The sequence below is a fragment of the Dyadobacter soli genome (assembly GCF_900101885.1).
Taxonomy (GTDB): Bacteria; Bacteroidota; Bacteroidia; order Cytophagales; family Spirosomataceae; genus Dyadobacter; species Dyadobacter soli.
The window spans coordinates 210,822-234,795 of record NZ_FNAN01000016.1; the positions used below are offsets into that span (position 1 = coordinate 210,822).

The following is a 23,974-nucleotide window of genomic DNA, read 5'->3' on the forward strand; positions in this document are numbered from 1 at the left end:
GTGCCAGCGATTTCAGGCTAATGCGCTTCGAATCCGGCTAAGAAGCCTGGACTTTTTATATCATGTTGTTTTTCTCAAAAAAACGCTTGATCTTTGTCATCAGATGATATGATGAATACACCGATACATAAAAAATCGCTGGCCGATGAGGTAGCGAACGAGATCAAGGCCTACATCCGGTCGGGGCATTACGTGGCCGGCCAGCGATTGCCGACCGAACCCGAATTGATGAAGCAATACGGGGTAGGGCGCTCGTCCATTCGCGAGGCCGTGAGAATGCTGGCGAACTCCGGATTGTTGCGCGTGCAGCAGGGTTTGGGGACGTTCATCAATGAGTTTGTAGAAGACAGCGAAACTTTACACCAGCGTCTGAACCGGGCTGCGGCGAAGGATATCGATGAGGTGAGGCAGCTTCTGGAAGTGAAAATCGCCCAGAATGCGGCACGCAACCGCACCCAGCGGCACCTCGACGACATCGAAGGCTTTCTGAATGAACGTATACAGGCTTCCCAGCAGGGTAGGATCGAAGAATGCATCCAGGCAGACATCAACTTCCACGTAAGTATCGCCAGGGCATCCGGCAATGAAATTTTGACCGATATGTATGATGCATTTTCATCGCGGTTGAAAAGCTGGTTTTTGCAGATACACCCGGATACTACGTCATTTATCCAAACGAATGATCTACATCAGTCGCTGTTCCTGAGTATTAAAGAAGGGAATGAAGAGCTGGCCTTGCGGTATGCCAGGGAAATTTTGAAACACTAAATTTTTTATATTTAAACATCAGATGATATGATGACTAGTTCGGCTACTCAGCAGCCTGCGACATCCGTTCTGCAACCTGAGAAGACGGTTTACCCCATTCTCTTCGCGATCAGTTTCGCGCATTTATTGAATGACACCATGCAGGCAGTCATTGCATCGATTTACCCGATGCTCAAAGTGGATTTTCATCTGAGTTTTGCTCAAATCGGCCTGGTGACACTATGCTATCAGATTACGGCTTCGCTATTGCAGCCGTTTGTAGGGCTTTATACTGACAAAAATCCTAAACCTTTCTCTATTGCCGTGGGTATGGGCTTCTCCCTGGTCGGGATACTGTCGCTTGCCTGGGCGAATTCATTTGGATTGGTACTGATCTCCGTGAGCCTGATCGGAATCGGATCGTCGATCTTTCATCCGGAATCGTCGCGCATTGCGCATTTGTCGTCAGGCGGCAAACGCGGCTTCGCCCAGTCGTTTTTCCAGCTCGGGGGAAATAGCGGGAGCGCCCTCGGGCCGTTGCTGGCCGCATTGATTGTGGCACCGTTTGGTCAGCATGGCATTATGTGGTTTGCTGTGGCCGCGATCCTGGGCGGGATACTGGCCATTAATATAGGGAAATGGTACAGGGGAAGTGTTTTGCCGAAATCAGTTAAAAAGGCATCCGCTGCGCACTCTTCGCTCAGCCAAAACAAGGTGGTTTTTTCGCTGGTAATCCTGCTTGTACTGATTTTTTCCAAATATGTGTACCTGGCGGGTATGACCAGCTACTACACGTTTTTTCTCATGAACAAATTCCACTTGTCCATTCAGGAGTCTCAAATTCAGTTATTTATATTCTCATCGGCGGTTGCGATAGGAACTGTCGCCGGCGGGCCGATAGGCGACCGCTTCGGGCGCAAGTATGTGATATGGGCTTCGATATTGGGCGCCGCGCCGTTCACGATGATGCTGCCTTATGCGAACCTGTTCTGGACCACCATTCTCTCCGTTTGCATCGGACTGATCATTTCCTCGGCCTTTTCCGCCATTGTGGTTTACGCCCAGGAACTGGTGCCGGGAAAAGTCGGGTTGATCGGCGGATTGTTCTTCGGACTATCATTCGGAATGGGCGGGCTCGGCTCGGCATTGCTGGGTAACCTCGCCGACGAGACCAGTATCGAGCATGTGTTCCAGCTTTGCGCATTCTTGCCGCTGATCGGCATTATCACCGGTCTTTTACCTAAACTCAAAAATGCTTGATAATGTGTAGATTACGATGCCCCGCTGTTGCGGCCCCGGGGCTGTATTTTACATAAGCGAAAGCCAGCCACCGGAGCACCCGCTTCGGCAGCTGGCTTTCGCTGTTATGCAGCTCAGATCGTGTACTTCTCCCTCAGCATTCTGGTCTCAGCCGCGCCGATGCCCAGCTCCTTTTGCATGAATGCTTCCACACTGCCGTATTGGTTTTTGATGGCATTGAAAAAAATGTCCAGCAGTTCGGGGCGAAGTTCCATTTTCTTGTTCAGCTGCGCTACGGTCATGCCGCTTTGTTCGGCCATGGGCTTCATCATCCGGCCCATCATCGGGCGCAAATAGATGTTCGAAGCAGTGAAATCCGCGTTGATGGTTTGGCGCGGCACGCCGAGCGTGTACAGGAAAAGCGCGGTGGCCATGCCGGTGCGGTCGCGGCCGCCGGTGCAATGGTAGAGCATCGAAGTGGTATCGTTCATGACCAGTAACTTCTGGAAAAGTGGTCGGTAGCGCTCACCGAAGTACTTGATGCCGCCTTTTCCGTAAAATTCTTCCAGGAAACCCTCGCCTTTGAATGCCTTGCTCATTTGCTCCTTCGACATCATGCCGTCGTCGCTGCCGGCGGGGCTGAGCAGGTAATCGGTATCGGGCAGTAATTTATCGGGGGCCTGCGCGGATTCCTGCTTGCCGCGGAAGTCGATAACGGTGTAAATATGCCTTGCACGAAGCGTGTCCAGATCCGATGGTGTAAGTCCCTGAATGGACGCGCTTCGGAAGACGCGGTTCCATTTGACCTGACGGCCGTCGGTTGTTTTGTATCCTCCTACGTCCCGGAAGTTCACCGCGCCGCGTACATGCACGAGGCGTTGGGTGCTGTCGGCCAGCTGGCCGAATGAGACTACGGGTGACAGGAGTGCGAAAATGAGAATGAGCTTTTTCATTGGATGGTGTATTGAAATTAAATTGAATTACTTGATAATGTCCCAGCGCAGACCAGCCTGACCTTTACGTCCGTACCATTCGCTGGATGTCGTCCGGCGTTTATCGCCCATGTACATTTTGATCGGCGAATCGCTCAGGTTGTTGAGCTCCACAAATGCACGCAAACGCTTGCTGATGGTGTAGGTAGCGGACGCGTCGATGGTGAAATTGGCGTCGGTCCAGATGTAGAAACCGGGGCCGAGCTGTTGATTAATGGTTTCCACCGAGGCACCGCGGTAGTTACCTGCCAGGCGGAGCATGATGTTGTTCTTTTCATAGAATAGAATGGCGTTGAAAAGGTTTTTCGACTGGTTGGGCAGCTGTGTGCGGTCCATCGTGATATTACCTTCCACGCCGCGTGGCACTTTCACCCGGCTGTCGATGAAGGTGTAGTTAAATTCCACCCCAAAGCCCGACCAGAAACCCCGGAGGAAGTCAAGTCGCCGGTTTATACCCGCTTCAAAGCCGATCAGCGTGGCATTTTGCAGGTTTTTGGCTTGCGTTACGAGGTAGCTGCTGCCGTCAATGCTTTGCATGCTCATATCCGTGAACACCACATCCTGAATGCGTTTGTGAAACACGCCCCCCGAGAGCAGCCCGATATTCGGGAAGTAATGCTCGCCCATCAGGTCGAAGTTGTTGGAGAATGTCGGTTTCAATGCGGGGTTACCCTGGCTGATGGTCATCGGCGTTTTGGTATTGTCGATGGAGGTACCCGGCGTCATATCGCCGAAGTTGGGGCGGATAAATGTGCGGGTGTAAGCGGCGCGGATGTTGGTATTGACGCTCAATGCATATTTCAAATGCAGCATCGGCAGCAATGCATTGTAGTTGTTTTTCACGTTCGTCGGGGTAATGACGGTCGTGGCGGGCGTTCCGGCGATGGTAGCGGCCGAGCCTTCGAGGTCCATGTTGGTGTACTCGTTACGCACGCCGCCCACGAGCCGCAACTGGGCGGTTACCTGGTATTCGGCCATTACGTAAGCCGATGTTACCTGCTCGGAACCTTCGTAAAGTGCCGTCGGATTGGTTTTAGGCGTTACTTCCACGAAACCGTTTTTGGTAAGCGATTCGGCGCCATACAGGTTGAAAAGCTGGTCTTTGGTAAGCGGATTCATCACATACTGGCTGTGATCGCCGGGCATATGGCCGAAAAATTCGGTCCCTTTCGCAGGTGCGGCGGTTTGCAGGTTGGCCAGGCTTAGCAGGGCAGGGGAGTTGGGTACGCCCAGTGCAGCGGCCGGCATAAATACAATGCTCGATCCGTAGGTGCTCTCCCGGTACTTGTGGCGGTATTTGGCCCCGAATTTCAGTTTCAGATTTTTCGAAACTTCCGTTTGCAGGTTCAGCTGCACGTTTCGGTCGTGTTCGCTGTTGTCGAGCTGCGCAATCACGAGTTGCTGGAGTGTCAGCTTTTGCGGGTCCATGGTTTCCGACTCGTTGGTCAGGCCCGCTTCGAAATGCATCGGATCACCCCCGACGCCATTGGGTGAATCGAAACCCCAGTAACGTTTGCCGTCCGACGACAGATCATTGAAACCGCCTGTGATCTTCTGCCGAAAAGTCCCAATCGGCAGCCCTTTGATTCCATAGGTAGGAGGTGTTTCAAGAAAATACCTGGATTTGTAATCGCTGTACGACCAGTCGAGCCTGAGCCGGGGCGCTACCTGGTGTTCCCCGCCGATCTCGCCGCCCTGAATGGCCGTCTGGTAATGCGAATAGCGGTAGTTGTACTGATAGCGGCTGTTGGTATAGTCGATATACGATTCAGACACCGGACGGATATCATTGAATTTATTCAGCATTCCCCTGAAAAACAGCTTACTCGCTCCGCCGAGCTTGTATTCCATTCCCAGGCTGAGGCCCATCGTCTGGCGCTTGCCCATATACCGCTTGAACATCACCGAGTTAATGGATTTTTTCTGCGCCGCGTCGGCCAGTCCGGTGTTGTAGCTCACATCGAATGCATCGGCACCCCACTGACGGTCCCAGATGGCACCGGCGAGCACGACGCCGAGTTTGTTTTTGAAAAAACGGTCACCGTAGATCAGCGAGGCATTGTAGGTGCCGTTTCGGGAAAATGAGTTGTAGCCGCCCGCCGCACTTGCATTCAGCTGACGATAAGCCGGGGCCGTTCGGGTGATGAAATTGATAGAACCGCCGATCGCGTCGCCCTCCATATCGGGTGTGATCGCCTTCGCTACCTGTACGTACTGGATCATTTCGGAGGGGATCGCGTCGAGGACCGACGACCGGTTACCCAGCACATTGGAGCTCGGCAGCCGGCTTCCGTTGAAGAGCGTCGACGTCCATGCGAATGGCGTCCCGCGTACGGTGGCCTGGTCGGCCTCGCCGTGGTACCGCGCCACCGCCACGCCCTGCATGCGCTGCACAGCTTCGGCAATGTTACGGTCGGGGAGTTTACCAATGGCGTCGGAAGCCATTACATCTATGATCGCATTGGAATTCCTTTTAATGCTCATCGCCTTGATCTGCGATGGCGCCATGCTGCCGGTTACGAGTACTTCGCTGAGCGTGTTCTTGCTATCGGGCTGCAATTCGATGTTACCCAGGTTGGTCACGCCTTTGCCGATCACGACATCCATTTCTTTCTTACCGTACCCTACATACGTGATCGTCAGCCGTGCGTGTCCTTCCGTATTGGCTACAAGTGTGAACGAGCCGTCAATTTCCGTGGAGGCAAACAGGTTATGCGCCGGCATTTGTATCGTGGCGCCGGGCAGGCTTCCGTCCTTGCTGATGACCGTGCCTTTGAGCGTCTGCCCACGGGCAACGGATGCGAGTGCCAGCAGGGCCGTCAGCGACCATAACAGCCTGCGTTGGGATCGTTTGCCGGTGAGGGAACCGACATTTGTAAAAGTGTACATGGTAGTCCGGGATTGTTTGCGACAAAGGTGCGGGACACTTCATGCTCGCTTCAACCCACGCCAACAACTGCTACCCGCACACGTCCCACTCGTTGGAGCGCCACTTTTAAGTTATTGATATACAAATACTTATTTTCCTGTTAAGAAATCATTAAGAAAGGCTGCAAGTGCGCCGCGGATCACTCGTGTGCCGGTTCCTTAACATCCAGTTAATACTGAAATCCTAAATTTGCATCCGGAAAAACAGCATTACATGCATCATATTATCGCAATCGGCATCTTTCAGGCGATCGTCGCCGTGGGAATGCTATGGAAAGGCAAAGTGCGGACGAGCGCAGATTCGTTGCTGATCATGTTTATCGCTTGCATTGGCTGCCACCTTTCGATCAAATTCGTGATCTATACTTTCGTGAACGACGAGCAGGTGCGGCAGCAAATGAATACTTTCATCGGCTTTTGCTATGCGCCGCTCCTGTACCTGTATGCCCGGAAAGTGCATGACGACGCCTTCCTGCCCGCCACGCGCTGGTACGTTTTCCTGCCGTTCGTCGCTGCCGCTATCGCTTACTTCACGATCGCAGGCGTTATCGCGGTTTCGGGCACGTCGGGTTACGGGCTGCTCAAATGGTATAACCTGGGGAGTTACTGCGGGATTTTGCTTTCGGATATTGGTTATGCGTGGCTGGCATTGCGGATCAGGCGTGGGTTCGCCGACGGGAAAGTGGTTGAAAAACGCATTGTAGCGGTCATAGCATGGTGCTTTCTGGGCATGGTTTGCGTTTCGGGGCCGGTTTATTTTGCCAACTCGTTCTTCCATGCCGACCTCATGATCCCTGTCCGCATTATCACCTACACCGCATTGAGTGCGCTGTGCGTGATGATCGTTTATTACAAATTTGTGGCAGGAACTGCGCCGGATACGGCATTACTTACCTCCGAAACAGCGCCGGTTACAGAAACCGCCACCGCCGACAGCCCATTGTCCCGCAAGGCAGCAGTACTGCCCGAGGAGCGGCAAAAGGAAATCTGGGAATCGCTGGAAGCGCAAATGCGCCGGCACATGTTCTTCACCGACTGCGACCTGAACCTCGACAAACTGGCCGGCCTGACCGGTATCAACAAATACCACCTATCTGAAACGCTTAACAGTTTTGCAGGTAAATCCTTTTACCAATACATCAACGAGTACCGGATTTCCTATGCATTGAAAGAAATGGAGGCCGCTTCGACGAGCCAGTCCGACGATTTCAACTTTCTTTCCCTCGCCTACAAATCAGGCTTCAAGGCAAAGTCTTCCTTCAACCGGTACTTCAAAGAGATCACCGGGTTCACGCCTTCGGAGCATTTAAGAGTTCTGCGGGGGGCGAAAATTGCGGTTTGAATGGGGGTATATGCTACGCGAAAGCGGATTCCCGTCTGCCGAACAGTGCCGACGACAGGAATCCGCCGCAATGCTAAAATTTAAAACTCACGCTGGTCACAAAATTACGTGTCGGGTTCGGTGCGCCCCAGAAACCCCAGCTTTTCTGGTTATTGATATTGTTCAGTTTAAAACCGATCCTGAACTTCTGGTTTTCATAAAAAGCGCTCGCATTGACAATGTGGTAGGAGGGCAACAGGAACAAATTCGTGTCGTCGAAATAGGCGTCGGAAACGTAGTTACCACCCGCGCCGAGGCCGAAATTCCGTAACGCGCCGGTCTGGAACTGGTAGTTCAGCCAATAGTTGGCTATGTGCTGGGGCGAGTTGTTGGAAATGTTCCGGTCGAGGTTTTCGGCGCCGAGAATGCGGTTATCGTTGTAGCCGTAGCCGAGGATTACTGTCATCCCCGGGGCAGGGTTGGCGCTGAAATCCCACTCGATACCCTTGCTCACCTGCTTGCCATCCTGGAATGCGAACGAGTTGTTCCCGTAGCGCACCGCATTGTCGATGTCGATATAATAGTAGCTCAATGTCGTGTTCACCTTCTTGTCTAGCAGCTCAGCTTTGATACCGCCTTCATACTGAATGGCATAGATCGGTTTGACCTGCAAGGTAGAACCATTCGGCTGAACGATCGGCGGGTAGTTCTGGTAACCGTTCATGTAGTTGGCAAACAGCGATACCTTGTCCTTCACGACCTGGTACACGAGCCCAAGTTTGGGTGAAAAAGAGCTCTGCGTGTAAGGCGACGCCCACGGGCCAACCGATTTATCTTCAATGTATTCGTACCGCAAGCTCAGCATCGCAAACAGGCGATCGTTGAAGCTGATCACATCCGACACGTACGCACCGTAGGTAAGCGTGTTCGAGCGTCCCCAGTTCAGCATGGTACCTGGTACCAATGCGCTGTCGACCAGTATTCTGTCCACTTTCAGGTTGTTGTCGCGCACGTCGAGCGTACGGATAATGCCGGTACCACCGCTCTCACCGCGACCGAGGAACTGGTTCAGGTTCAGGCCGGTAAGGAAGGTGTGCTTCAAAGGGCCGGTGTTGAATGTGGTATTGAAATTCTGTTGCAGGTTGGCGTAGGTATTGCTCACGGGTCCGTACCGCGAAACGTCAATGGTCACTTTCGTAGGCGAGATCCAGACGGGGTAATCCTGGTAGCTGCGCTCTGTAAACTCGTTTACGTAGGAGACATTGGTAGTGGAGGTCCAGCCGCCGTTCATGCGGTATCTGGCCTCTCCGAAGAACTTGACGGTATTCGTTTTCGCGTCGAGGTCGTTATCCAGCAGTGACTTTTTGTAATCCAATGGAATATCGGCATAGGAGCGGATCCCCGCATCTTCTGCAATGCGCACGTAGGTCGGGCGAACGGAGTTGACGCTGTAAATTTCGGCGTCCACCAGCACCGAGAGCCGGTCAGTTGGTTTGTACAAAATGCTTGGTGCGAAAAGCGAGCTGTTGTAAAAGCCTCTTTCGTTGTAGGCATCCTGGCGTTGAAGCGCGGTATTGACCCTTAAAAGCAGGCTGTTATCGCTTTTCAAAGGGGTATTCACATCCGCGCTGATGCGGCCGAGGCCAAAGCTGCCGACGGATAGGTCGACGCTGCCTTTGAATGTTTCAAACGGCTTTTTGGTCACCAGGTTCACCACACCGCCAAACGATGAGCTGCCCGCACCGAACAAGGTGCCCGAGGGCCCTTTGATAAACTCGATCCTTTCGATATTCGCGACGTCCGCACTACCCCTTCCCGAGGTGGTTTGCAGGCCGTTACGGGCGTCGATGCCCGTCGAGAACCCGCGCGACAATGCGCCGATTCCGCCGCTGGGATACAATGCGGCCACCACACCCGGTGCATTTTTGAATGCATCAGTAATGGCGACGACGTTTTGTTGTTTCATCAGCTCCTTGCCCACAATATTGAACGCCTGCGGATTTTGCAGGTTTGAAATGGGCATTCGCGCTACCATATCCGACGATTTGTCGGTTACCCGGCCCGCCGACGACCGCACGATCACTTCCTGCAACTGCCGGTTGTCTTCGGCCAGGATGAAATCGACGGTGCTCACTTCGAGCGCGGAAACGGTCACTTCTTTCTTTTGCGTAACAAGGCCCGCAAAGCTGGCGACGAGCGTGTAAGAGCCCGCAGGCACCTTGTTGACAGCGTAATTGCCCGCTTCGTTCACTACCGCGCCGCGGCTGGTTTTTTCCAAAACGATATTGACGAATTCGGCAGGCTTACCGTCGGAAGTGGTCACGTTTCCGCGGATGGTGCCCGTCTGCGCGAGGGCATGCATGCTCACGAGGAGGAGCATAAAGGATAGAAATTGCTTCATAGGGGTGATTTGCATTGAGTGTTTGTGGATGCGCAAAGATATTGCTCATTTCATTATTTGGAATTGGATTAAATAATAATTTTTTATTTGTTCCTTTGCAGCCGCTATGAAAATCAAGAAAATTGCAGGCACCATTCACCTTTGGCTGGGGATGGCCGCCGGGTTGGTGGTGGTACTTAGTATGACCGCCGCGGCCATCTTTGTCTGGGATACTGAGCTGACCGATTGGTACTACCACGATTATGTTTTTGTAAAACCCCAAAACACGCAGCGCCTCCCGCTTTCCCGGCTTACGGAAATCGCGCAGCAGACGGTGCCCGGGAAAAAACTGAACTGGATAGACATCGTGAATGCCCCTGACCGGGCTTATATTTTCACTACTTACAAAGACAATCCGAACCCCACGGGCTGGACGCACTGGGATGATTACACGCATTGGGTGCACGTGTACGTAAACCCCTATACGGGCCGCGTGCAAGGCGTGGTCGACATGCTTCGTAACCCGATAGACCTTACCCGGCGGCTACATCAGAACATGCTGCTCCGGTATGATATCGGGCATTATGTGGTAGGATTTGCCACGGTTTTCGTAATGATACTTTCCATTACTGGTATGGTGTTGTGGTGGCCCAAAAACAAAGCCGCGCGCAAGCAGCGCTTCAAGATCAAATGGGACGCCCGCTGGCGGAGGGTCAATTACGACGTGCACAATGTGGGCGGGTTTTATATGCATTTACTCATCCTGCTTTTCGCCATTACCGGCCTCGTGTGGACGTTCGATTGGTGGACCAACGGCATTTACCGCCTCCTGGGCGACGACCCTGAGCAGGTTTTCCCGATACACGAAAGTCCATTGGCCCAGTTCCCGCTGACGGCCCAACCGCTCGACAAGGTACTCGCCGACGTAGTCACCAAACGTGCCGAATGGACCGCGATGAATCTCTATTTACCGGTACCCGCCGATGGCCGCGCAGAAATAGGAGCCTACCTGGCATTCGACGGCAACACCGGCTGGGACGAGTCGGACCATTATTCTTACCACGCCAATACCGGCGAGCTGTTCCATCAGGAGCACCAGGATGAAAAGACCCTCGGTGCCAAATGGCGCAACTCCAACTACGCCATTCACGTGGGCAGCATCTTTGGCCTGCCTACCAAAATACTCGCCACTTTTGGGGCGCTGTTTCTGGCTAGCCTGCCGGTCACGGGCTTTTTGATCTGGTGGGGACGGCGTAAGAAGCAGGTTAAGCCAGTTAAACGCTCGCCTGTACCATTTCCCTGATCCCCTCCGCGTAGCTGACGGGATTGTAGGAAAAGCGGTTTTCAAATTTGCTGCTGTCGAATGCATAGTCGCGGTCGTACTGGTATGACATTTCGCCGAGTTCCCTGACGATCGGTACGAAAATGCCGACGAGTTTCATCATCCAGCGCTTGAAAACATAGTAATCCGGTTTGCATTTCAGTTCTGCGGCTACTTTCGTGATAAATTCTTTGCCCGTCAGTTTTTCGGAAGAGGTGGGCAAATGCCAGATTTCACCGTAGCAATCTTCGGTATTGCCCAGCATGGCGAGCGCCCTGGCGGCGTCGGGCACGTAGGTGAATGCGTGGAGTTTGGAATCGTCGACTTGCCAGAATGCTTTTTTACCCTTGCGGAATTCGTCGAGGACGGTGATGGCGAGCGGGCTGTTGGCCACGGAAGGCCCGTAGAAATCGGCGCTTCGGGCTATAAGCCCCTGCAAGCCACGGTCAGCAATCGCATCAAGCATAATCTGCTGAATTTGAGTCCTCACCCGTCCTTTCCTGCTGGGCGGCTGCAGAGGAGAGGTTTCCGTCATGCGGGGAATTTCGTCCGCCGAATACATATAAACATTGTCCAGAAATACCAGCCTGGCATTCGATTTCAGACATGCGCTGACGACGTTATGCATGATAACCGGCCAGTCCCACTCCCAAACCCGGGTATTGTACGGCAATCCGACCGTCAGGTACACCACATCCGAGCCTTTCACGGCCATTTCAACCTTTTCCTTGTCGAGCAGATCGGCCGGGAAAAGCTCATCGTCGGCATTGACCTTAACGGGCTTCCGGGCGACAAGCCGGATGTGGTTGGTGAAGTTCTTTAATTCTTTTGCCAGAAGGTTACCGATTGCGCTACCCGAGCCAAGTATAGTTTGCATGATCTTTTTGATGCAAATGTATCCGGGCCGTACGCTGCGGGGCATTGATTTGTGTTAAGATTTTTCGCTGGTCATCAATCTTTTTTTGATGCGGCTCAGGCTCTCGGGCGTCATGCCCAGGTATTGCGCAACATACCGCTGGGGCACGCGACGCAGGAGGTCGGGTTGCTCCCGGGTAAATTCAATAAACCGCTTTTCCGGCGAAGAGGACAAAAGCAATTTGGTGCGTTTAATGCCCTGCTCGGCAATGCGCGCTACGAGGACCCTGAAATATTCGGCCACTGCCGGCGACTCCGCCAACATTAATGTGAAATCCTGATGACTGATGCAGAGTACGGTGGCGTCGGTCATGGCCTGAATGGTAGACGGCGAGTCGATCCGCTTTTGAAACGCTTCCAGGTCTGTCACGAACTCGCGCTCAAATGTGAAATTGCAGGTATGCTCGGTGCCTGTTTCCTCTACATAAAACTGGTGCAAAGCCCCACTGAGCACGAAAAATACCTCTTGCGGTACCTCACCGCCTTGAAGTAGCACTTCGCCGCGCTGGTACCGCTTCACCCTGGAATGCTTCGCAATCAGCGCTACATCGGCGGCCGATACCGGTACTTCTTTTTGCAAGGTTTCGACGAGCGCTGAGATCATGGTGTTTTCCTGTTAATGAATTCAAATTACGGCATTTTTTGAAATTTGGCGCAAGTTTAACAAGTTTGCACGCCAGGACTTTGGGATATCAGGAAGCCTCCTCTCAACAATATTTCAAGTCTTATCGCGTCATTAGCATTACCGCTGGCTGAATGGTTTTCGCCTGCAAAGTAACACAGTTCGATCGTACTACCAGGTTCAAATAGTTTTACCCGAATCGATTATGCAACTTCTTCCGACAGCCACTTATTTAGGAAAGAACCTGACGACCCGCCTGGAAAATGGCATCTGGACGAGTGTAACAACGTATTCGCAGGAAAATCTTCCCAATGTATCGCTGCATGCGCACGAGAATGCGCACATAACGATGCTTCTGGCGGGGGCGACCGTTGAAAAGCGGCAACACAGTGAATGCTATCGCCAGGCGGGTGAAGCGATATTCTTTCACGCGGGCGAGCCTCACCAGAATAGCAAGACGTTGCCGGGTTCGCGAAATTTCAATATCGAGTTTACGCCCGATTTTATCAAAACATTCGATCTCACCGAGTGCGGGATCGGACAGGCTACCCATGCCAATCCGCTCGCTGCCGCCGCGTTCCTGCGTGCGTACCGCCAACTGATTTATGATGGAGACTGTATCGGCGATTCGATTACTATGGCCGTACTTGGCCTGCTACGCATGAGGGAAACCGCCGGTTGCCGACAGCCGGACTGGGTATTGCAAATTGCCGAGTTGCTGCACGACCGCTGGAACGAGCACGTAAGCCTGCATGAACTTGCGACACAAACCGGTACGCATCCCGTCACGATTTCAAAGTATTTTACGCGCTATTTCGGCTGTACTTTAAGCGAGTACATTCGAAACCTGAGGGTCAAAAATTCAATTACCCGGATTAAGAATACCGCTTACCCGCTCACGCGTATTGCGTATGAATCCGGATTTGCCGATCAGGCGCATTTTACCAGGGCTTTCAAGCAGGTCACAGGATTTTTACCCAAGGAATACCGGAAGAGCTAACGCGCTAATCTCATACAATTTTAGTCGGTGCGGATGGATGAACTTTGCCGGGAAACCAAAATCAACCCGGCACATGTCACTAATCCAACTTACCCGTTTCTGCCTGAGCGCGACCATTCTCCTGGTGTGCTGCCGGTGTGCGCTCGCCCAGGCACTTCCAGCCCGGGAAATAGATGCGGCGATTGCCGCGATGGCGCACACGGTCGATACTGCCTATGTTTTTCCGGAGAAAGGAAAGAAAATAGCGGAACATCTCCGGTCCGAACATCGGCAGGGAAAATTTGCAGCCGCTAAAAATTGGCAGGATCTGGCCGGCATTATCTCAAAAAGCCTGCTGGAATTCAGCCATGACGGGCATTTGTACGTTAGAAACGACCCTAAGACTGTCAGGGATCTGCAAAAACCTGCGCAGCCCGGCGCGGACACCGCCGTGCAGGCATATAACCCGTTCTTCGACGGGAAAGATGCCGCGGAACGGAACTTTGGCTTTCGCGACGTGAAAATATTGAACGGGAACATCGGTTATCTGGATGTCTCGGAGATCAACATTTCGGCCAGGAGCCTTCCCGTGCTGTTTGCGGCAATGCGCTTCGTGGCGAATACGCGCGCATTGGTCATCGACCTGCGAAGCAATGGAGGCGGGGGCAGTAACGTGGGTAGTGTTCTCGAAAGCTTTTTCCTTCCCCCCAACACAACTTTGCTGGAATTTAAAACCAGGAATGGCAACGTGCAGACAGAAAAGACGGTCGGCTGGTTGCTGGAACCCCGATATGAGAAGCCGCTGGTCATCCTGGTTGGCAAGGGGACGGCTTCGGCGGCGGAAGCATTTGCATATGCCCTGCAAAAGCACCGTCGCGCAAAAATCATCGGACAACGATCGGGCGGGGCGGCGTTCATGAATTCGTGGTACCCCGTCAATGAGCACCTCTATATTTCCGTCTCCACCGGAGCGCCCACTTGGCCGGGTACAACCGAGAATTGGGAAGCGACGGGTATTCAACCGGATCGCACAGTCGCAGAGGGAACCGAGCTTGCTGCGGTTGCCGACGTACTGGCAGAAGCGGCCAAATGACATCCTCAGACACCTGTAACCCAGCCGCGCCGAAACTCTGAAAAATTGACCTGTGTCATCGTTTTGAAGAATTTGCTGAAAGTAGACGAATCCTCAAAGCCGAGTTCCAGCGCGATTTCCTTCATGGACCTGCTGCTGCTGACCGCTTTACGCTTTGCTTCCAGGAGCACCCGCTGCTGAATGTGATGACTCGCCGAATGCCCGGAAACGCGCTTCACTATTTCGCTCAGATAGTTGGAGGAAACTGCGAGGTCCGATGCATAGGCGGCAACTTGTCGTTGAAATGCAAACTTTTGATCGAGCAGGGCCATAAACCGGTTGAATGCCAGGGAATCGTTTCCTGTTGGTTCCAATCCGGCAACATTCGCATTGGAAGGGAAATAACCAATCAGGACTTTCAAAAGGCCGTGCAGCATTTGCGCCCACATCGTTTGCCGGTTATGGTATTCCCAAAGAATCATTTCCACGATACTTTCTACTTCGGTTTGCATTTCCTTACCCAGGGCCAACACTTCCAGCTGGCCGCCCCGGGCGCCATAGCCGAGGGCAGGAGGGAGGTGAGGTAACGCGCTGTCGGCACACAAAAACTCCCGCGAGAAGGCGATTTTATACCCGACAAACTCTTGTCCGGCGGGAAACCGATTGATCTGGCCCGGGACGAGGCAAAAAAGACTGTTATCGCTGATCAGGCGGTTTTCCAGATCTACGGTGACCGCTCCATAGCCTTTTTTGATCCAGATCAGCTCAAACAATTCCGATTGACGGAAGCCGGTGGAAGCACTTTCAGCACCCTCCTGATTTTCACCGAGGGAAATCGCATGGAAGCTGGTTTGCGAGGGATTGTAATGTGAATATTTCATGTTACAGAACCTGATAAGCCTTTTTGTAATCCGAAAATGTCATCCCTGCTTTGTTGCGGAAGAATTTGCTGAAATGGGCCACATCTTTGAAACCCAATGCAAATGCAACCTCTTTCATAGTAGAGCCTGATCCAATGGCGGCATGCTTGGCAGTACGAATGATGTGCTGGTAAATATGATGGCTTGCCGGATATCCCGAAACTCTTTTGATCGTCTCCGATAGCACATCCGGCCGGATGGACAGCGCCCTGGCGTAGTCCTGCATGCCTTTCTTACTTAGGTTGCGCTGACGGATCAGATCTATAAAGCGCTCGAAAACCCGCTGGTCGACGCAGGTACCACGATCTTGCCCGGCTTGTTCAAAGATGCGTGTGACTGAAACGAGGAGTATCTTCAAAAGCCCGGAAAGAACCAGGCTGCCTTTCGGTAACTGGTGGGATTGGCGTTTCAGGCTGGCGATAGTGCGCTCGATCGTTCTGCTGGTAAGGCAGTTGGATATGTCGAGCGTAGCGGGCAACGCCGCCGTTATCCGGAATGGACCAGAATCTTCAAAACCAAACATGAGCAAAAACTCTTCTGCAAATGACACTACACAGCCACTGCATTCAAATATGTCTTGTCGTGCCAATGGCTTGCCGGGAGGCTGTATAAGCAGTCTTCGGGTAGATGTATGATACGGTGTTTCAAGCCAAAGAAGCCGGTATGAATTGCTCAATTTCGGCACGGCCTCTCCCGGATGGATAGCTTGTATTACCGGAGTGTCGCGGGTGGTGATTAAAGGAAAATCTTTCATAAGACTGAATGGGTTTATGGGTGAGTCTTTTTTTGTTTTCCATAATCATGCCAAGTAGTTAATGTTTTGATTATAAGATAATTAGCTGTTTTAGTAATTTTCGATTTTGTTGAAATATCAATAATCTTCGAAATATGGCAGCGATATTTCGATAGCAACGAGCCGTAATGATGCCATTGTTGTAGGATACTGTTCCCGGGCTTGGATTAATCTGATAAAAAAATGCCCTTGCAAAATGGCAAGGGCATCAGGTTTGCTGCGAAGCGTTTGTCAGTAATTTTTGATCCAGTCAAGAATATAATCGGCATCGGATTCCCAACCCGCCTGGGACAGCGTGTGGTGGTTACGACCGGGAAACTCCTTGTATTCGATGACCGATCCATTCATTTTATAACGTTCAAAATTCCGGTTATTCAAATGGGCCGGGATGATGTTGTCCAGCGAGCCGGAGGTGAGCAAAAGCGGCGCATGCGGTTTATCAAAATCTACCGCAGCCGCGCTCGTGAGCCCGCCCCGCGCAACACGTTTGGATTCGGGCGCTGTGAACAGGTCGTATGCCTTTTGCTGCTCTTCCAACGGCATTTCGTTCACGAATGCATACTGCCAGGTGTCGAATGGCATCAGGTAGGTCTCATCCAGTGAGGTAAATAGCCCGAGCGCACCCCAGGTCGATTTCAGGAATGAAAACTCATACGGGATAATGCCCTGCGGCGGTACCGAGTGGATTGCTACTGCCGCCGAGGCCAGTCCGCGGTTCAGGAGGATCTGGGTAATGAGCCCTCCCAGCGAATGCCCGATGATAATGGGTTTTTCAGGAAAACTTTTTGCGATGCCGGCATAATGATCTACCAGTTCGGCCAGCGTAAGCCGCGCCAGGTCTACGTCATTCGGTTGGCGCGCGCGAAGTTCCGCTGCTGTCCCGTCCTTGAATGGCCACGCAGGCGCGAGCGTGGAGTAGCCGCGTGCTTCGAAATATTCCCTCCATTCATCCCAGCAGTGATGCGTCACAAATGCACCCGTCACAAACATTATCGTCTTTGTCTTCATATTGAATCTGGCTAACGGTGGATATTATAGGTATTTCTTCAATTGCTGCGCTGCCTGGATAAACAGGGCTTTCGTCTGCGGGATTTCTGCAAGCCCGTTCAGGAGGCCAAAATCATGGATCACATCATTGTAGCGGACGGTGGTGACTTCGACTCCCGCCTCACTGAGCTTGCGACCATAAGCCTCGCCCTCGTCGAGCAGGATATCGTTTTCGGCCACCTGGATGAGGGTAGGGGGCAAACCGCGAAGCTGTTCGATGGTAGCCTGAGCAGGAGATGCGTAGATTTCATGCCTCCTGTCCGGCGAAACATATTGATCCCACATCCATTGCATGAGGGTAGAAGTCAGAAAACGCTGTGTACCAAATTTTTGGAACGAAGGCCGCTCGAAATTGGCATCCGTAACCGGCCAGAACAGGATCTGGGTCTTAAATTCGGGGCCGCCCTTTGATTTGGCCAGTAGTACCGCGGCGGTCGATAAGTTGCCTCCGGCGCTGTTCCCTACGATAGCGAGCCTCGTGCCGTCGAGATCAACGGACTGCCCGTTTGCCGCCAGCCACTTTGCTGTTGCATATACTTCATGCACGGGTTGCGGGTATTTCGCTTCCGGGGCACGCGAATAATTCACAAACACACCCGCGAAGCCGGTGAGCGTCACCAGGTCACGTACCATGCGCTTGTGGGTCGGGTAGTCGCCCAGCACCCATCCGCCCCCGTGGATGAACAGGAATACCGGCAGCTGCCCGGTGGCCCCTTCGGGACGCACAATGTTGAGTGTTATCTGATAGCCGTCTTCCGTGATAGTCGTTTCCTGCTCGGAAATGCCCGAAAGATCAACCTCAAATGCAGCCTGCGCAGCAACCAGTACGTTCCGTGCGTCGGCTACCGGCAAGCTTTCCAATGGTGGCCCGCCCGCATTAAGCGGTTTGAGAAACGCTTTCACAGCCGGTGATAAATGGGGATCTTCGGCAAAGTCGACCGGGGACAGTGCGATGGTTTCAGTGGTCATGATCTATTCAGGTTTAAGTAAATGGATTACGCGGGAAGTAGCCCTTGGACCACAAGGGGGATGAATCATCATCGTTTTCACAAAAATCGCGTAACACCGCCGGGCGATCAATGGTAATCACCCGGTAATTCATGTACTTCAAGCCTGATGTGCGTGCATTGCCTCCGAAAAATGGGGAAGAGATGCGAACTGAACTGTAATCTTTACGCCATGATCTGATTTAAGAATGAAATCGCCCCCCAGTTCGCGACTCAGGCCCTTCATCAGGTTCATGCCCAGCGAACCGGTCCGTGCGCGATTTGCCTCCGTATTTAGCCCGATCCCGTTGTCATGGATACTTAACGTGTACCGGCCTTCGGAAATCTCGCTGAACCGGATGAGCATTTCGCCTGGCATCCCGTTCGGAAAAGCATATTTGAAGATGTTCGTTACAGCTTCATTAATGATCAACCCAAGCGGAATCGCCTGCGCTACATCGAGGTATATCTCATCAATTTGCATTTCAACGGAAATCTGGCCACTGTCGGGATGACTGCTGCCGAGGTGCGAAACCAGTTCTTCGATGTAGACTTGCATGTTTATCGAAGTAACATTTTCCGTCAAATACAGCTTTTGGTGAATGAGCGACATGGCATGTATGCGGCTCTGGCTATCTTTTACGGCCGTCAGTGCGTCATTTTCAAGGTAAAAGGCCTGGGATTCCAACAAACTGATCACCGTTTGAAGGTTGTTTTTAACGCGGTGATGGATTTCTCTCACCAGCAGTTGCTTCTCTTCAACGGTCCGGGTCAGCCGGGTATTGGATTCTTCGATAACCTGCTGGTGCGACTTTAATTCCAGGTTATTCTTCTGTTTGTTGCGGTACAGAACGTACAATGAAAGCAGCAGCAGGGTTAGCAGCAAGGTGCCGCCCACCATGGCATTGCGTTGGAATTCCCGCTGCGCCAAACGGGCGAGTTGCGCTTTGTTTTGCTGGGACAGGGTCTGAATGTCTTGTTCCTTTTTCTTAAGGTCGAACTGGATTTGGATCCCCGCAATCTGAAGACTTTTCCTTACCGAATAAATCGAGTCGCTAAGTATCTTGAACTGACGAAAATGTTCCAGCGCGAGTGCATAATTTCCCTGGGCGGAATCTAGCTTGTACAGGTTCTTTTGGATATCGATGTTAATGATGACGGCCTGAGGATTGCTGGTAGTGACCCATTTGGAGGCTTCATTAAGATGTTTTCTGGCCATAGCAAGGCGGCCGGCATGGAGATAAAGCTTACCAACGGATTGGTGCAGTTGTAGTTCGAAACTCAAAAAGCTGTTGACGCTCGGTTCATATTTAAGGAATTGCCGGATAAACTTCTCGGCAATGTCGAACTGCCCTTTATAGGTATGGTAATGGGCCATCACATCCAGGAAGATGATCTCGGTGTCGATGTTTCTCGGCGGATATTTCGCGAAAATAGGGGCGAAGTATTTCCTCGCTTCGTCCACCTTGCCGGAAGCCAGTAAATTCTTGACGATCCGCCGGGTAGAGATCAGTACCTGGTTAGGGTTCCCGTCTGCAATGGATTGACTCACTGATAATTTGTAATAAACGAGAGCCTTTTGCGGCTCTTGCAGCTCGTCGTAAATCTTGCCCAGGAACGACAGGTATACCGCCAGGTCATGAAGGTCCCCCGACGATCGGGACGATTCTATTGCCAGCTCTCCATACCGCATTGCCTCACTATACATTCCGGAAGCCCAGGCCATCTCCGTTGCCAGAAAATAGACATAATGCATTCGGGGATAACGGATCGATTTATAAAGGCGCTGGCTTTCAAGCAAATTAGCCAGTGCTCCGGGGTAGTCCTGCACAAACTGCCCCTGCAAACCACCGATCCTGGCGAGAACATATGCCTGGTACCGGACGTTTTTTGCTTTTCGGAAAAGTTCCAGTGATTTCTGGTAGAACGGACTGACTGAATGCCCCGAATCGTGCCGGATGTAGGGCTGTATTTCCCCTCTCAAATACCAGCATTCCGCTTCGGATGACAGATCCCCGGTTCTACTCGCAATACCGGCAGCTTCCTCATGCAGCGCGCTTGCCCTCGCGTGCTCACCTCTCTCATACAGGATGGCCCCAAGCAGATTCAATGCGTCGACCTTGCTGCGGGCGGTTTTCAGTTGGCCGGATATCTTCAGGGCTGCCAGATAGAATGAATGCGCAGAATCCAGGTCTTGCTTATGTTCTCCGGGTTTATATACATGATACCTTCCGAGCCGTACGGCGCGCATAAATTGCGAAGTATCGGCACGCGCAGGTTTGTACCCGGCCAAATCCTTTTGCGCATCCTTTGCTCCGTATCTGGGGTAAAATGGCTCTATGCACCATGCCGGTGAGTATATAAAACACACAACAATCAGCAGAAATCCGCGTAGCAGCTTCATAAGTAAAAAAGGGGCGTTCACAAACAAAGGTGCTGGCGTTTTGGGTCTACTTGCCCGGTAGTCAAAAAGCTAGTCTGCCTTCCTGTTTTCTGTTTGAGCCCGGTTTTTTTCCTCTTGGAGGTCGTCGGCAGCATCGATCGAATGCGAGTTATGGATATCGACATCCTTTTCAGATTCATCCGAGAGCTTCTTGTAAAATTTATGGAGTACATTAAGCTCATCCTCGGTCAGGTCTTCAATGTCTACCATCCGGTTGCTTGCCAGCCTGCTCGCCGCGATCAGCTCATTCAGTTTCAGCTGTATCGCTTTCGACTCCTTGTTTTGAGATTTTTGAATAATAAATACCATTAGAAATGTAACGATCGTCGTCCCGGTATTAATCACCAGTTGCCACGTTTCGGAAAAGTGAAAAACAGGCCCCGTTACGGCCCATATCAGGACTACGGCAAATGCAGTTAAAAAGGCGACAGAGCTGCCGGTCCAGTTTGTGACGGTATTGGCCATTCGCTCGAACAGCCCGTTGATGTTTGTTTTCATTTGTGGATAGTAATGTTATAATGCTGGGACTACTATCCAATTTCCATGCCTGGGTTGTGTAACCGGATTTCGGATACAAACCTCCGGGATACGGTTAATCCTGCTGTGAGAGGTCTTCCTAGTTTTGCATTGGTTAAAACAAACAGAATCCAAAGTATGAAACTTGTAAAATTAGGAAGTCAGGGGCTCGTGGTACCATCGGTGGGACTGGGCTGTATGGGCATGACGGGCATGGCCCATATGGATATATATGGTAAGGCGGATGAAGCAGAAGCTATTGCCACGATCCACCGGTCCCTCGAACTCGGCGGGAATTTGCTCGACACGGCCGATCTCTATGGGCCTTTAATCAACGAACAGCTGATTGCAAAGGCGACGAAGGGCCGTCGTGCAGATTACCTCATCGCAACGAAGTTCGGCTGGGAAATCGACGACGATGCGCAGATTACCTGGAAGTTCCGGGCTGACAAAGCTTATGTTAAAAAGGCGGCCGAGCGTTCCCTCCAAAACCTGGGTACCGACTACATCGACCTGTACTACCTGCACCGGCTGGACGCCAATACGCCCATCGAGGAAACGGTGGAAGCGATGGCCGACCTGGTGAAGGAAGGTAAAGTACGTTATATAGGGTTGTCGGAAGTTTCGGCCGAAACCGTCAGGCGCGCCCATGCGGTCCACCCGGTGACGGCCGTGCAAACCGAGTATTCGCTTTTTGAACGCAGTCCCGAAGAAGCAGGCATTATGCAGGCGCTGGAAGAGCTGCGCGTTGGGTTTGTAGCGTACTCGCCATTGGGGCGCGGGTTCATTTCCGGCGAGCTGAAAAGTCCGGACGATCTGGCCGAAGACGATTTCAGGCGCGGTATCCCGCGTTTCCAGGGCGAGCAGTTTTATAAAAACCTGGACTTGCTTGCGGAAATACAGCGGATCGCTGCGGAAAAGCAGGTAACGTCGTCGCAGCTGGCACTGGCCTGGGTGATTGCCAAAGGCGCCGTACCCATTCCGGGAACGAAACGCCGGAAATACCTGGAAGAAAATATCGCTGCCACTGAAATCGAGCTCAGCGCGGCCGACCTGGCGCGATTGGAAGCGATCATCCCATTGGGTACCGAAACGGGCGATCGTTACGACAAGTTTGGTATGGACGCCATCGACCGGTAGCCATCGTGCGGGCAGGGCAATGTCCTGCCCGTTTACTTATATTTAAACAATGAAAAAGCAGACCCCCTACATTATACATTCGATTTCGGAGCAGCACCGCATTCTTGGCTTGCCGGGGCCGGTGCACCCGCTGGTGAGCGTATTCGATTTTGACGAAATGGATCACGCGCATGCCGATACCAGCAAGGAAATGCTGGTGATGGATATGTATTGCATTTCCCTGAAAAGAAATGTAGCCGGTAAAGTGCGTTACGGGCAGGGCTTCTGTGATTTCGACGAAGGGATCATGTTCTGCACGGCACCGGGCCAGGTGACGAGCAATATTTCCGAGGACCACAGGCCCAGCGGCTGCTGCGTCGTGTTCCATCCCGATTTTATCAGGCGTCACCCGCTCGGGCAGCGCATGCAAGAGTACGGCTTTTTCGATTATGCCGTCAACGAGGCGCTTCACTTGTCCGAACAGGAGGAAAGTTTGGTGCTGTCGGTGATGAAAATGCTACGCGACGAAATCGGCGGCCGGATCGACGCATACTCCGAAAATGTCACTATCGCGCACCTGGAATTGCTTTTGAGCTATGGACAACGTTTTTACGGCAGGCAGTTCCTGACGCGCAAGCCTGTCACGAGCGACGTGCTCGTGCGCTTGGAAAAGCTCCTGTCCGACTACTTCGCCAGCGACCGGCCCATTTCCGAAGGTTTGCCGACGGTATCCTACCTGGCCGGCGAACTCAATTTTTCAGACAGCTACCTGAGCGATCTGCTCAAAAATCTCACGGGGCAAAACACGCAGCAGCATATTCACCGGTTTGTGATCGAAAGGGCCAAAGCATTGCTTACCCAAACGCAGCTCACGGTAAGCGAGATTGGTTTCAGGTTGGGCTTTGAATTTCCACAATCGTTCAGCCGCTTATTTAAAAGCAAAACGAACGCAACGCCGCTGAACTACCGGCGTTCGTTGAGCTAAGAATCAAAGGCAGAAAGAAATGGTTTTGCGCGATAAAAAAAATTATCTGAGCTAACTCCTTCTGATACAGGAAGATGACGTTCCGGGATCAATTTCTTTGAAATTTTTTTCAAAATATTTTTGACCGGCGCTTGCATTGTAACATTTACTCTCTACTTTTGCACTCCCAATCGGGAACAACGGCAGCGAAAACGATCGCCGCCACGAGTTTCGGGAAGTCCGAAGCAACGTTCTTTGACATGATGAAGAGAGCAAAAAGATAGGTTCGTTAGAAACATTCGATCCGCTTTTTAGGAAGCGAGATCATATTAATATTTACAATGGAGAGTTTGATCCTGGCTCAGGATGAACGCTAGCGGCAGGCTTAATACATGCAAGGCGAAGGGGCAGTAATGTCACTGTCGTACGGGTGCGTAACGCGTATGCAACCTACCTATCACTGGGGGATAGCCCGGGGAAACCCGGATTAATACCGCATAAAACAGGGGCACCGCATGGTGATATTTGTTAAAGATTTATTGGTGATAGATGGGCATGCGTTCGATTAGCTAGTTGGCGGGGTAACGGCCCACCAAGGCGACGATCGATAGGGGAGCTGAGAGGTTGATCCCCCACACGGGCACTGAGATACGGGCCCGACTCCTACGGG

At 52.2% G+C, this 23,974-nt stretch carries 19 protein-coding genes and 1 rRNA gene; 9 read left to right on the plus strand and 11 right to left on the minus strand.

The annotated features are described in order from the left end of the window. Positions 1 to 108 precede the first annotated feature (108 nt). Both BLQ88_RS25310 and BLQ88_RS25315 read left to right on the plus strand, forming a co-directional pair. Entirely contained in the window at positions 109 to 768 is a 660-nt protein-coding gene (locus BLQ88_RS25310; protein WP_218132952.1) for a FadR/GntR family transcriptional regulator, read from the plus strand. A 27-nt stretch (positions 769 to 795) separates the two neighbouring features. Continuing rightward, entirely contained in the window at positions 796 to 2,007 is a 1,212-nt protein-coding gene (locus tag BLQ88_RS25315; protein ID WP_090155703.1) for an MFS transporter, read from the plus strand. Between the two features lie 113 nt (positions 2,008 to 2,120). On the opposite strand, the gene BLQ88_RS25320 is transcribed toward BLQ88_RS25315, so the two are convergent. Then, a complete protein-coding gene (locus BLQ88_RS25320; protein ID WP_090155704.1) occupies positions 2,121 to 2,939 on the minus strand; it encodes a tyrosine-protein phosphatase in 819 nt (272 codons plus the stop codon). 27 nt (positions 2,940 to 2,966) lie between these two features. Further along, entirely contained in the window at positions 2,967 to 5,867 is a 2,901-nt protein-coding gene (locus tag BLQ88_RS25325; protein ID WP_090155705.1) for a TonB-dependent receptor, read from the minus strand. A 253-nt stretch (positions 5,868 to 6,120) separates the two neighbouring features. Here BLQ88_RS25325 and BLQ88_RS25330 point away from each other — a divergent pair, with 253 nt between their 5' ends. Further along, on the plus strand, positions 6,121 to 7,248 hold the full coding sequence (locus tag BLQ88_RS25330) for a helix-turn-helix domain-containing protein (protein ID WP_090155707.1): 1,128 nt from the start codon (positions 6,121 to 6,123) through the stop codon (positions 7,246 to 7,248). 73 nt (positions 7,249 to 7,321) lie between these two features. Here BLQ88_RS25330 and BLQ88_RS25335 read toward each other — a convergent pair whose 3' ends face one another. Continuing rightward, the gene (locus BLQ88_RS25335) at positions 7,322 to 9,628 is read right to left on the minus strand and encodes a TonB-dependent receptor (RefSeq protein ID WP_090155709.1); all 2,307 of its coding nucleotides are present in this window, start codon (positions 9,626 to 9,628) and stop codon (positions 7,322 to 7,324) included. A 106-nt stretch (positions 9,629 to 9,734) separates the two neighbouring features. Between BLQ88_RS25335 and BLQ88_RS25340 the strand changes: the two genes are divergently transcribed. Then, on the plus strand, positions 9,735 to 10,910 hold the full coding sequence (locus tag BLQ88_RS25340; protein WP_090155711.1) for a PepSY-associated TM helix domain-containing protein: 1,176 nt from the start codon (positions 9,735 to 9,737) through the stop codon (positions 10,908 to 10,910). Here the strand turns inward: BLQ88_RS25340 and BLQ88_RS25345 are convergent. Together BLQ88_RS25345 and BLQ88_RS25350 are read right to left on the minus strand one after the other, a co-directional pair. Continuing rightward, entirely contained in the window at positions 10,882 to 11,805 is a 924-nt protein-coding gene (locus BLQ88_RS25345) for an NAD-dependent epimerase/dehydratase family protein (RefSeq protein ID WP_090155746.1), read from the minus strand. The two genes, BLQ88_RS25340 and BLQ88_RS25345, sit on opposite strands and share 29 nt — an antisense overlap. Before the next feature lie 54 nt (positions 11,806 to 11,859). Next, the gene (locus BLQ88_RS25350) at positions 11,860 to 12,447 is read right to left on the minus strand and encodes a Crp/Fnr family transcriptional regulator (RefSeq protein WP_090155713.1); all 588 of its coding nucleotides are present in this window, start codon (positions 12,445 to 12,447) and stop codon (positions 11,860 to 11,862) included. A 223-nt stretch (positions 12,448 to 12,670) separates the two neighbouring features. Between BLQ88_RS25350 and BLQ88_RS25355 the strand changes: the two genes are divergently transcribed. Continuing rightward, positions 12,671 to 13,465: a helix-turn-helix domain-containing protein gene (locus BLQ88_RS25355; protein WP_090155715.1), complete on the plus strand. Its 795-nt coding sequence runs from the start codon at positions 12,671 to 12,673 to the stop codon at positions 13,463 to 13,465. A gap of 73 nt (positions 13,466 to 13,538) precedes the next feature. Beyond that, positions 13,539 to 14,537 carry a S41 family peptidase gene (locus BLQ88_RS25360; protein ID WP_176885096.1) on the plus strand — a complete coding sequence of 333 codons (999 nt, stop codon included), beginning with the start codon at positions 13,539 to 13,541 and terminating at the stop codon, positions 14,535 to 14,537. Positions 14,538 to 14,542: 5 nt separating this feature from the next. On the opposite strand, the gene BLQ88_RS25365 is transcribed toward BLQ88_RS25360, so the two are convergent. The 6 genes from BLQ88_RS25365 to BLQ88_RS25390 all read right to left on the minus strand — a co-directional run bounded on the left by BLQ88_RS25365 (position 14,543) and on the right by BLQ88_RS25390 (position 21,203). Continuing rightward, on the minus strand, positions 14,543 to 15,397 hold the full coding sequence (locus BLQ88_RS25365; RefSeq protein WP_090155719.1) for a helix-turn-helix domain-containing protein: 855 nt from the start codon (positions 15,395 to 15,397) through the stop codon (positions 14,543 to 14,545). 1 nt (position 15,398) lies between these two features. Continuing rightward, a complete protein-coding gene (locus tag BLQ88_RS25370; RefSeq protein WP_090155721.1) occupies positions 15,399 to 16,190 on the minus strand; it encodes an AraC family transcriptional regulator in 792 nt (263 codons plus the stop codon). A 270-nt stretch (positions 16,191 to 16,460) separates the two neighbouring features. Then, positions 16,461 to 17,237 carry an alpha/beta hydrolase gene (locus BLQ88_RS25375; RefSeq protein WP_090155723.1) on the minus strand — a complete coding sequence of 259 codons (777 nt, stop codon included), beginning with the start codon at positions 17,235 to 17,237 and terminating at the stop codon, positions 16,461 to 16,463. A gap of 24 nt (positions 17,238 to 17,261) precedes the next feature. Continuing rightward, on the minus strand, positions 17,262 to 18,245 hold the full coding sequence (locus tag BLQ88_RS25380; RefSeq protein WP_090155725.1) for an alpha/beta hydrolase: 984 nt from the start codon (positions 18,243 to 18,245) through the stop codon (positions 17,262 to 17,264). A gap of 138 nt (positions 18,246 to 18,383) precedes the next feature. After that, on the minus strand, positions 18,384 to 20,666 hold the full coding sequence (locus BLQ88_RS25385; RefSeq protein WP_090155726.1) for a sensor histidine kinase: 2,283 nt from the start codon (positions 20,664 to 20,666) through the stop codon (positions 18,384 to 18,386). 69 nt (positions 20,667 to 20,735) lie between these two features. After that, positions 20,736 to 21,203 carry a low affinity iron permease family protein gene (locus tag BLQ88_RS25390; protein WP_090155727.1) on the minus strand — a complete coding sequence of 156 codons (468 nt, stop codon included), beginning with the start codon at positions 21,201 to 21,203 and terminating at the stop codon, positions 20,736 to 20,738. Positions 21,204 to 21,359: 156 nt separating this feature from the next. On the opposite strand from BLQ88_RS25390, the gene BLQ88_RS25395 reads away from it, so the two are divergent. From BLQ88_RS25395 to BLQ88_RS25405, 3 genes are all read left to right on the plus strand, one after another. Beyond that, positions 21,360 to 22,361: an aldo/keto reductase gene (locus BLQ88_RS25395; protein ID WP_090155728.1), complete on the plus strand. Its 1,002-nt coding sequence runs from the start codon at positions 21,360 to 21,362 to the stop codon at positions 22,359 to 22,361. 49 nt (positions 22,362 to 22,410) lie between these two features. Continuing rightward, complete coding sequence (locus tag BLQ88_RS25400) at positions 22,411 to 23,325, plus strand: helix-turn-helix domain-containing protein (RefSeq protein ID WP_090155729.1); 915 nt, start codon at positions 22,411 to 22,413, stop codon at positions 23,323 to 23,325. Positions 23,326 to 23,642: 317 nt separating this feature from the next. Further along, a 16S ribosomal RNA gene (locus tag BLQ88_RS25405) occupies positions 23,643 to 23,974 on the plus strand; the annotation flags it as partial.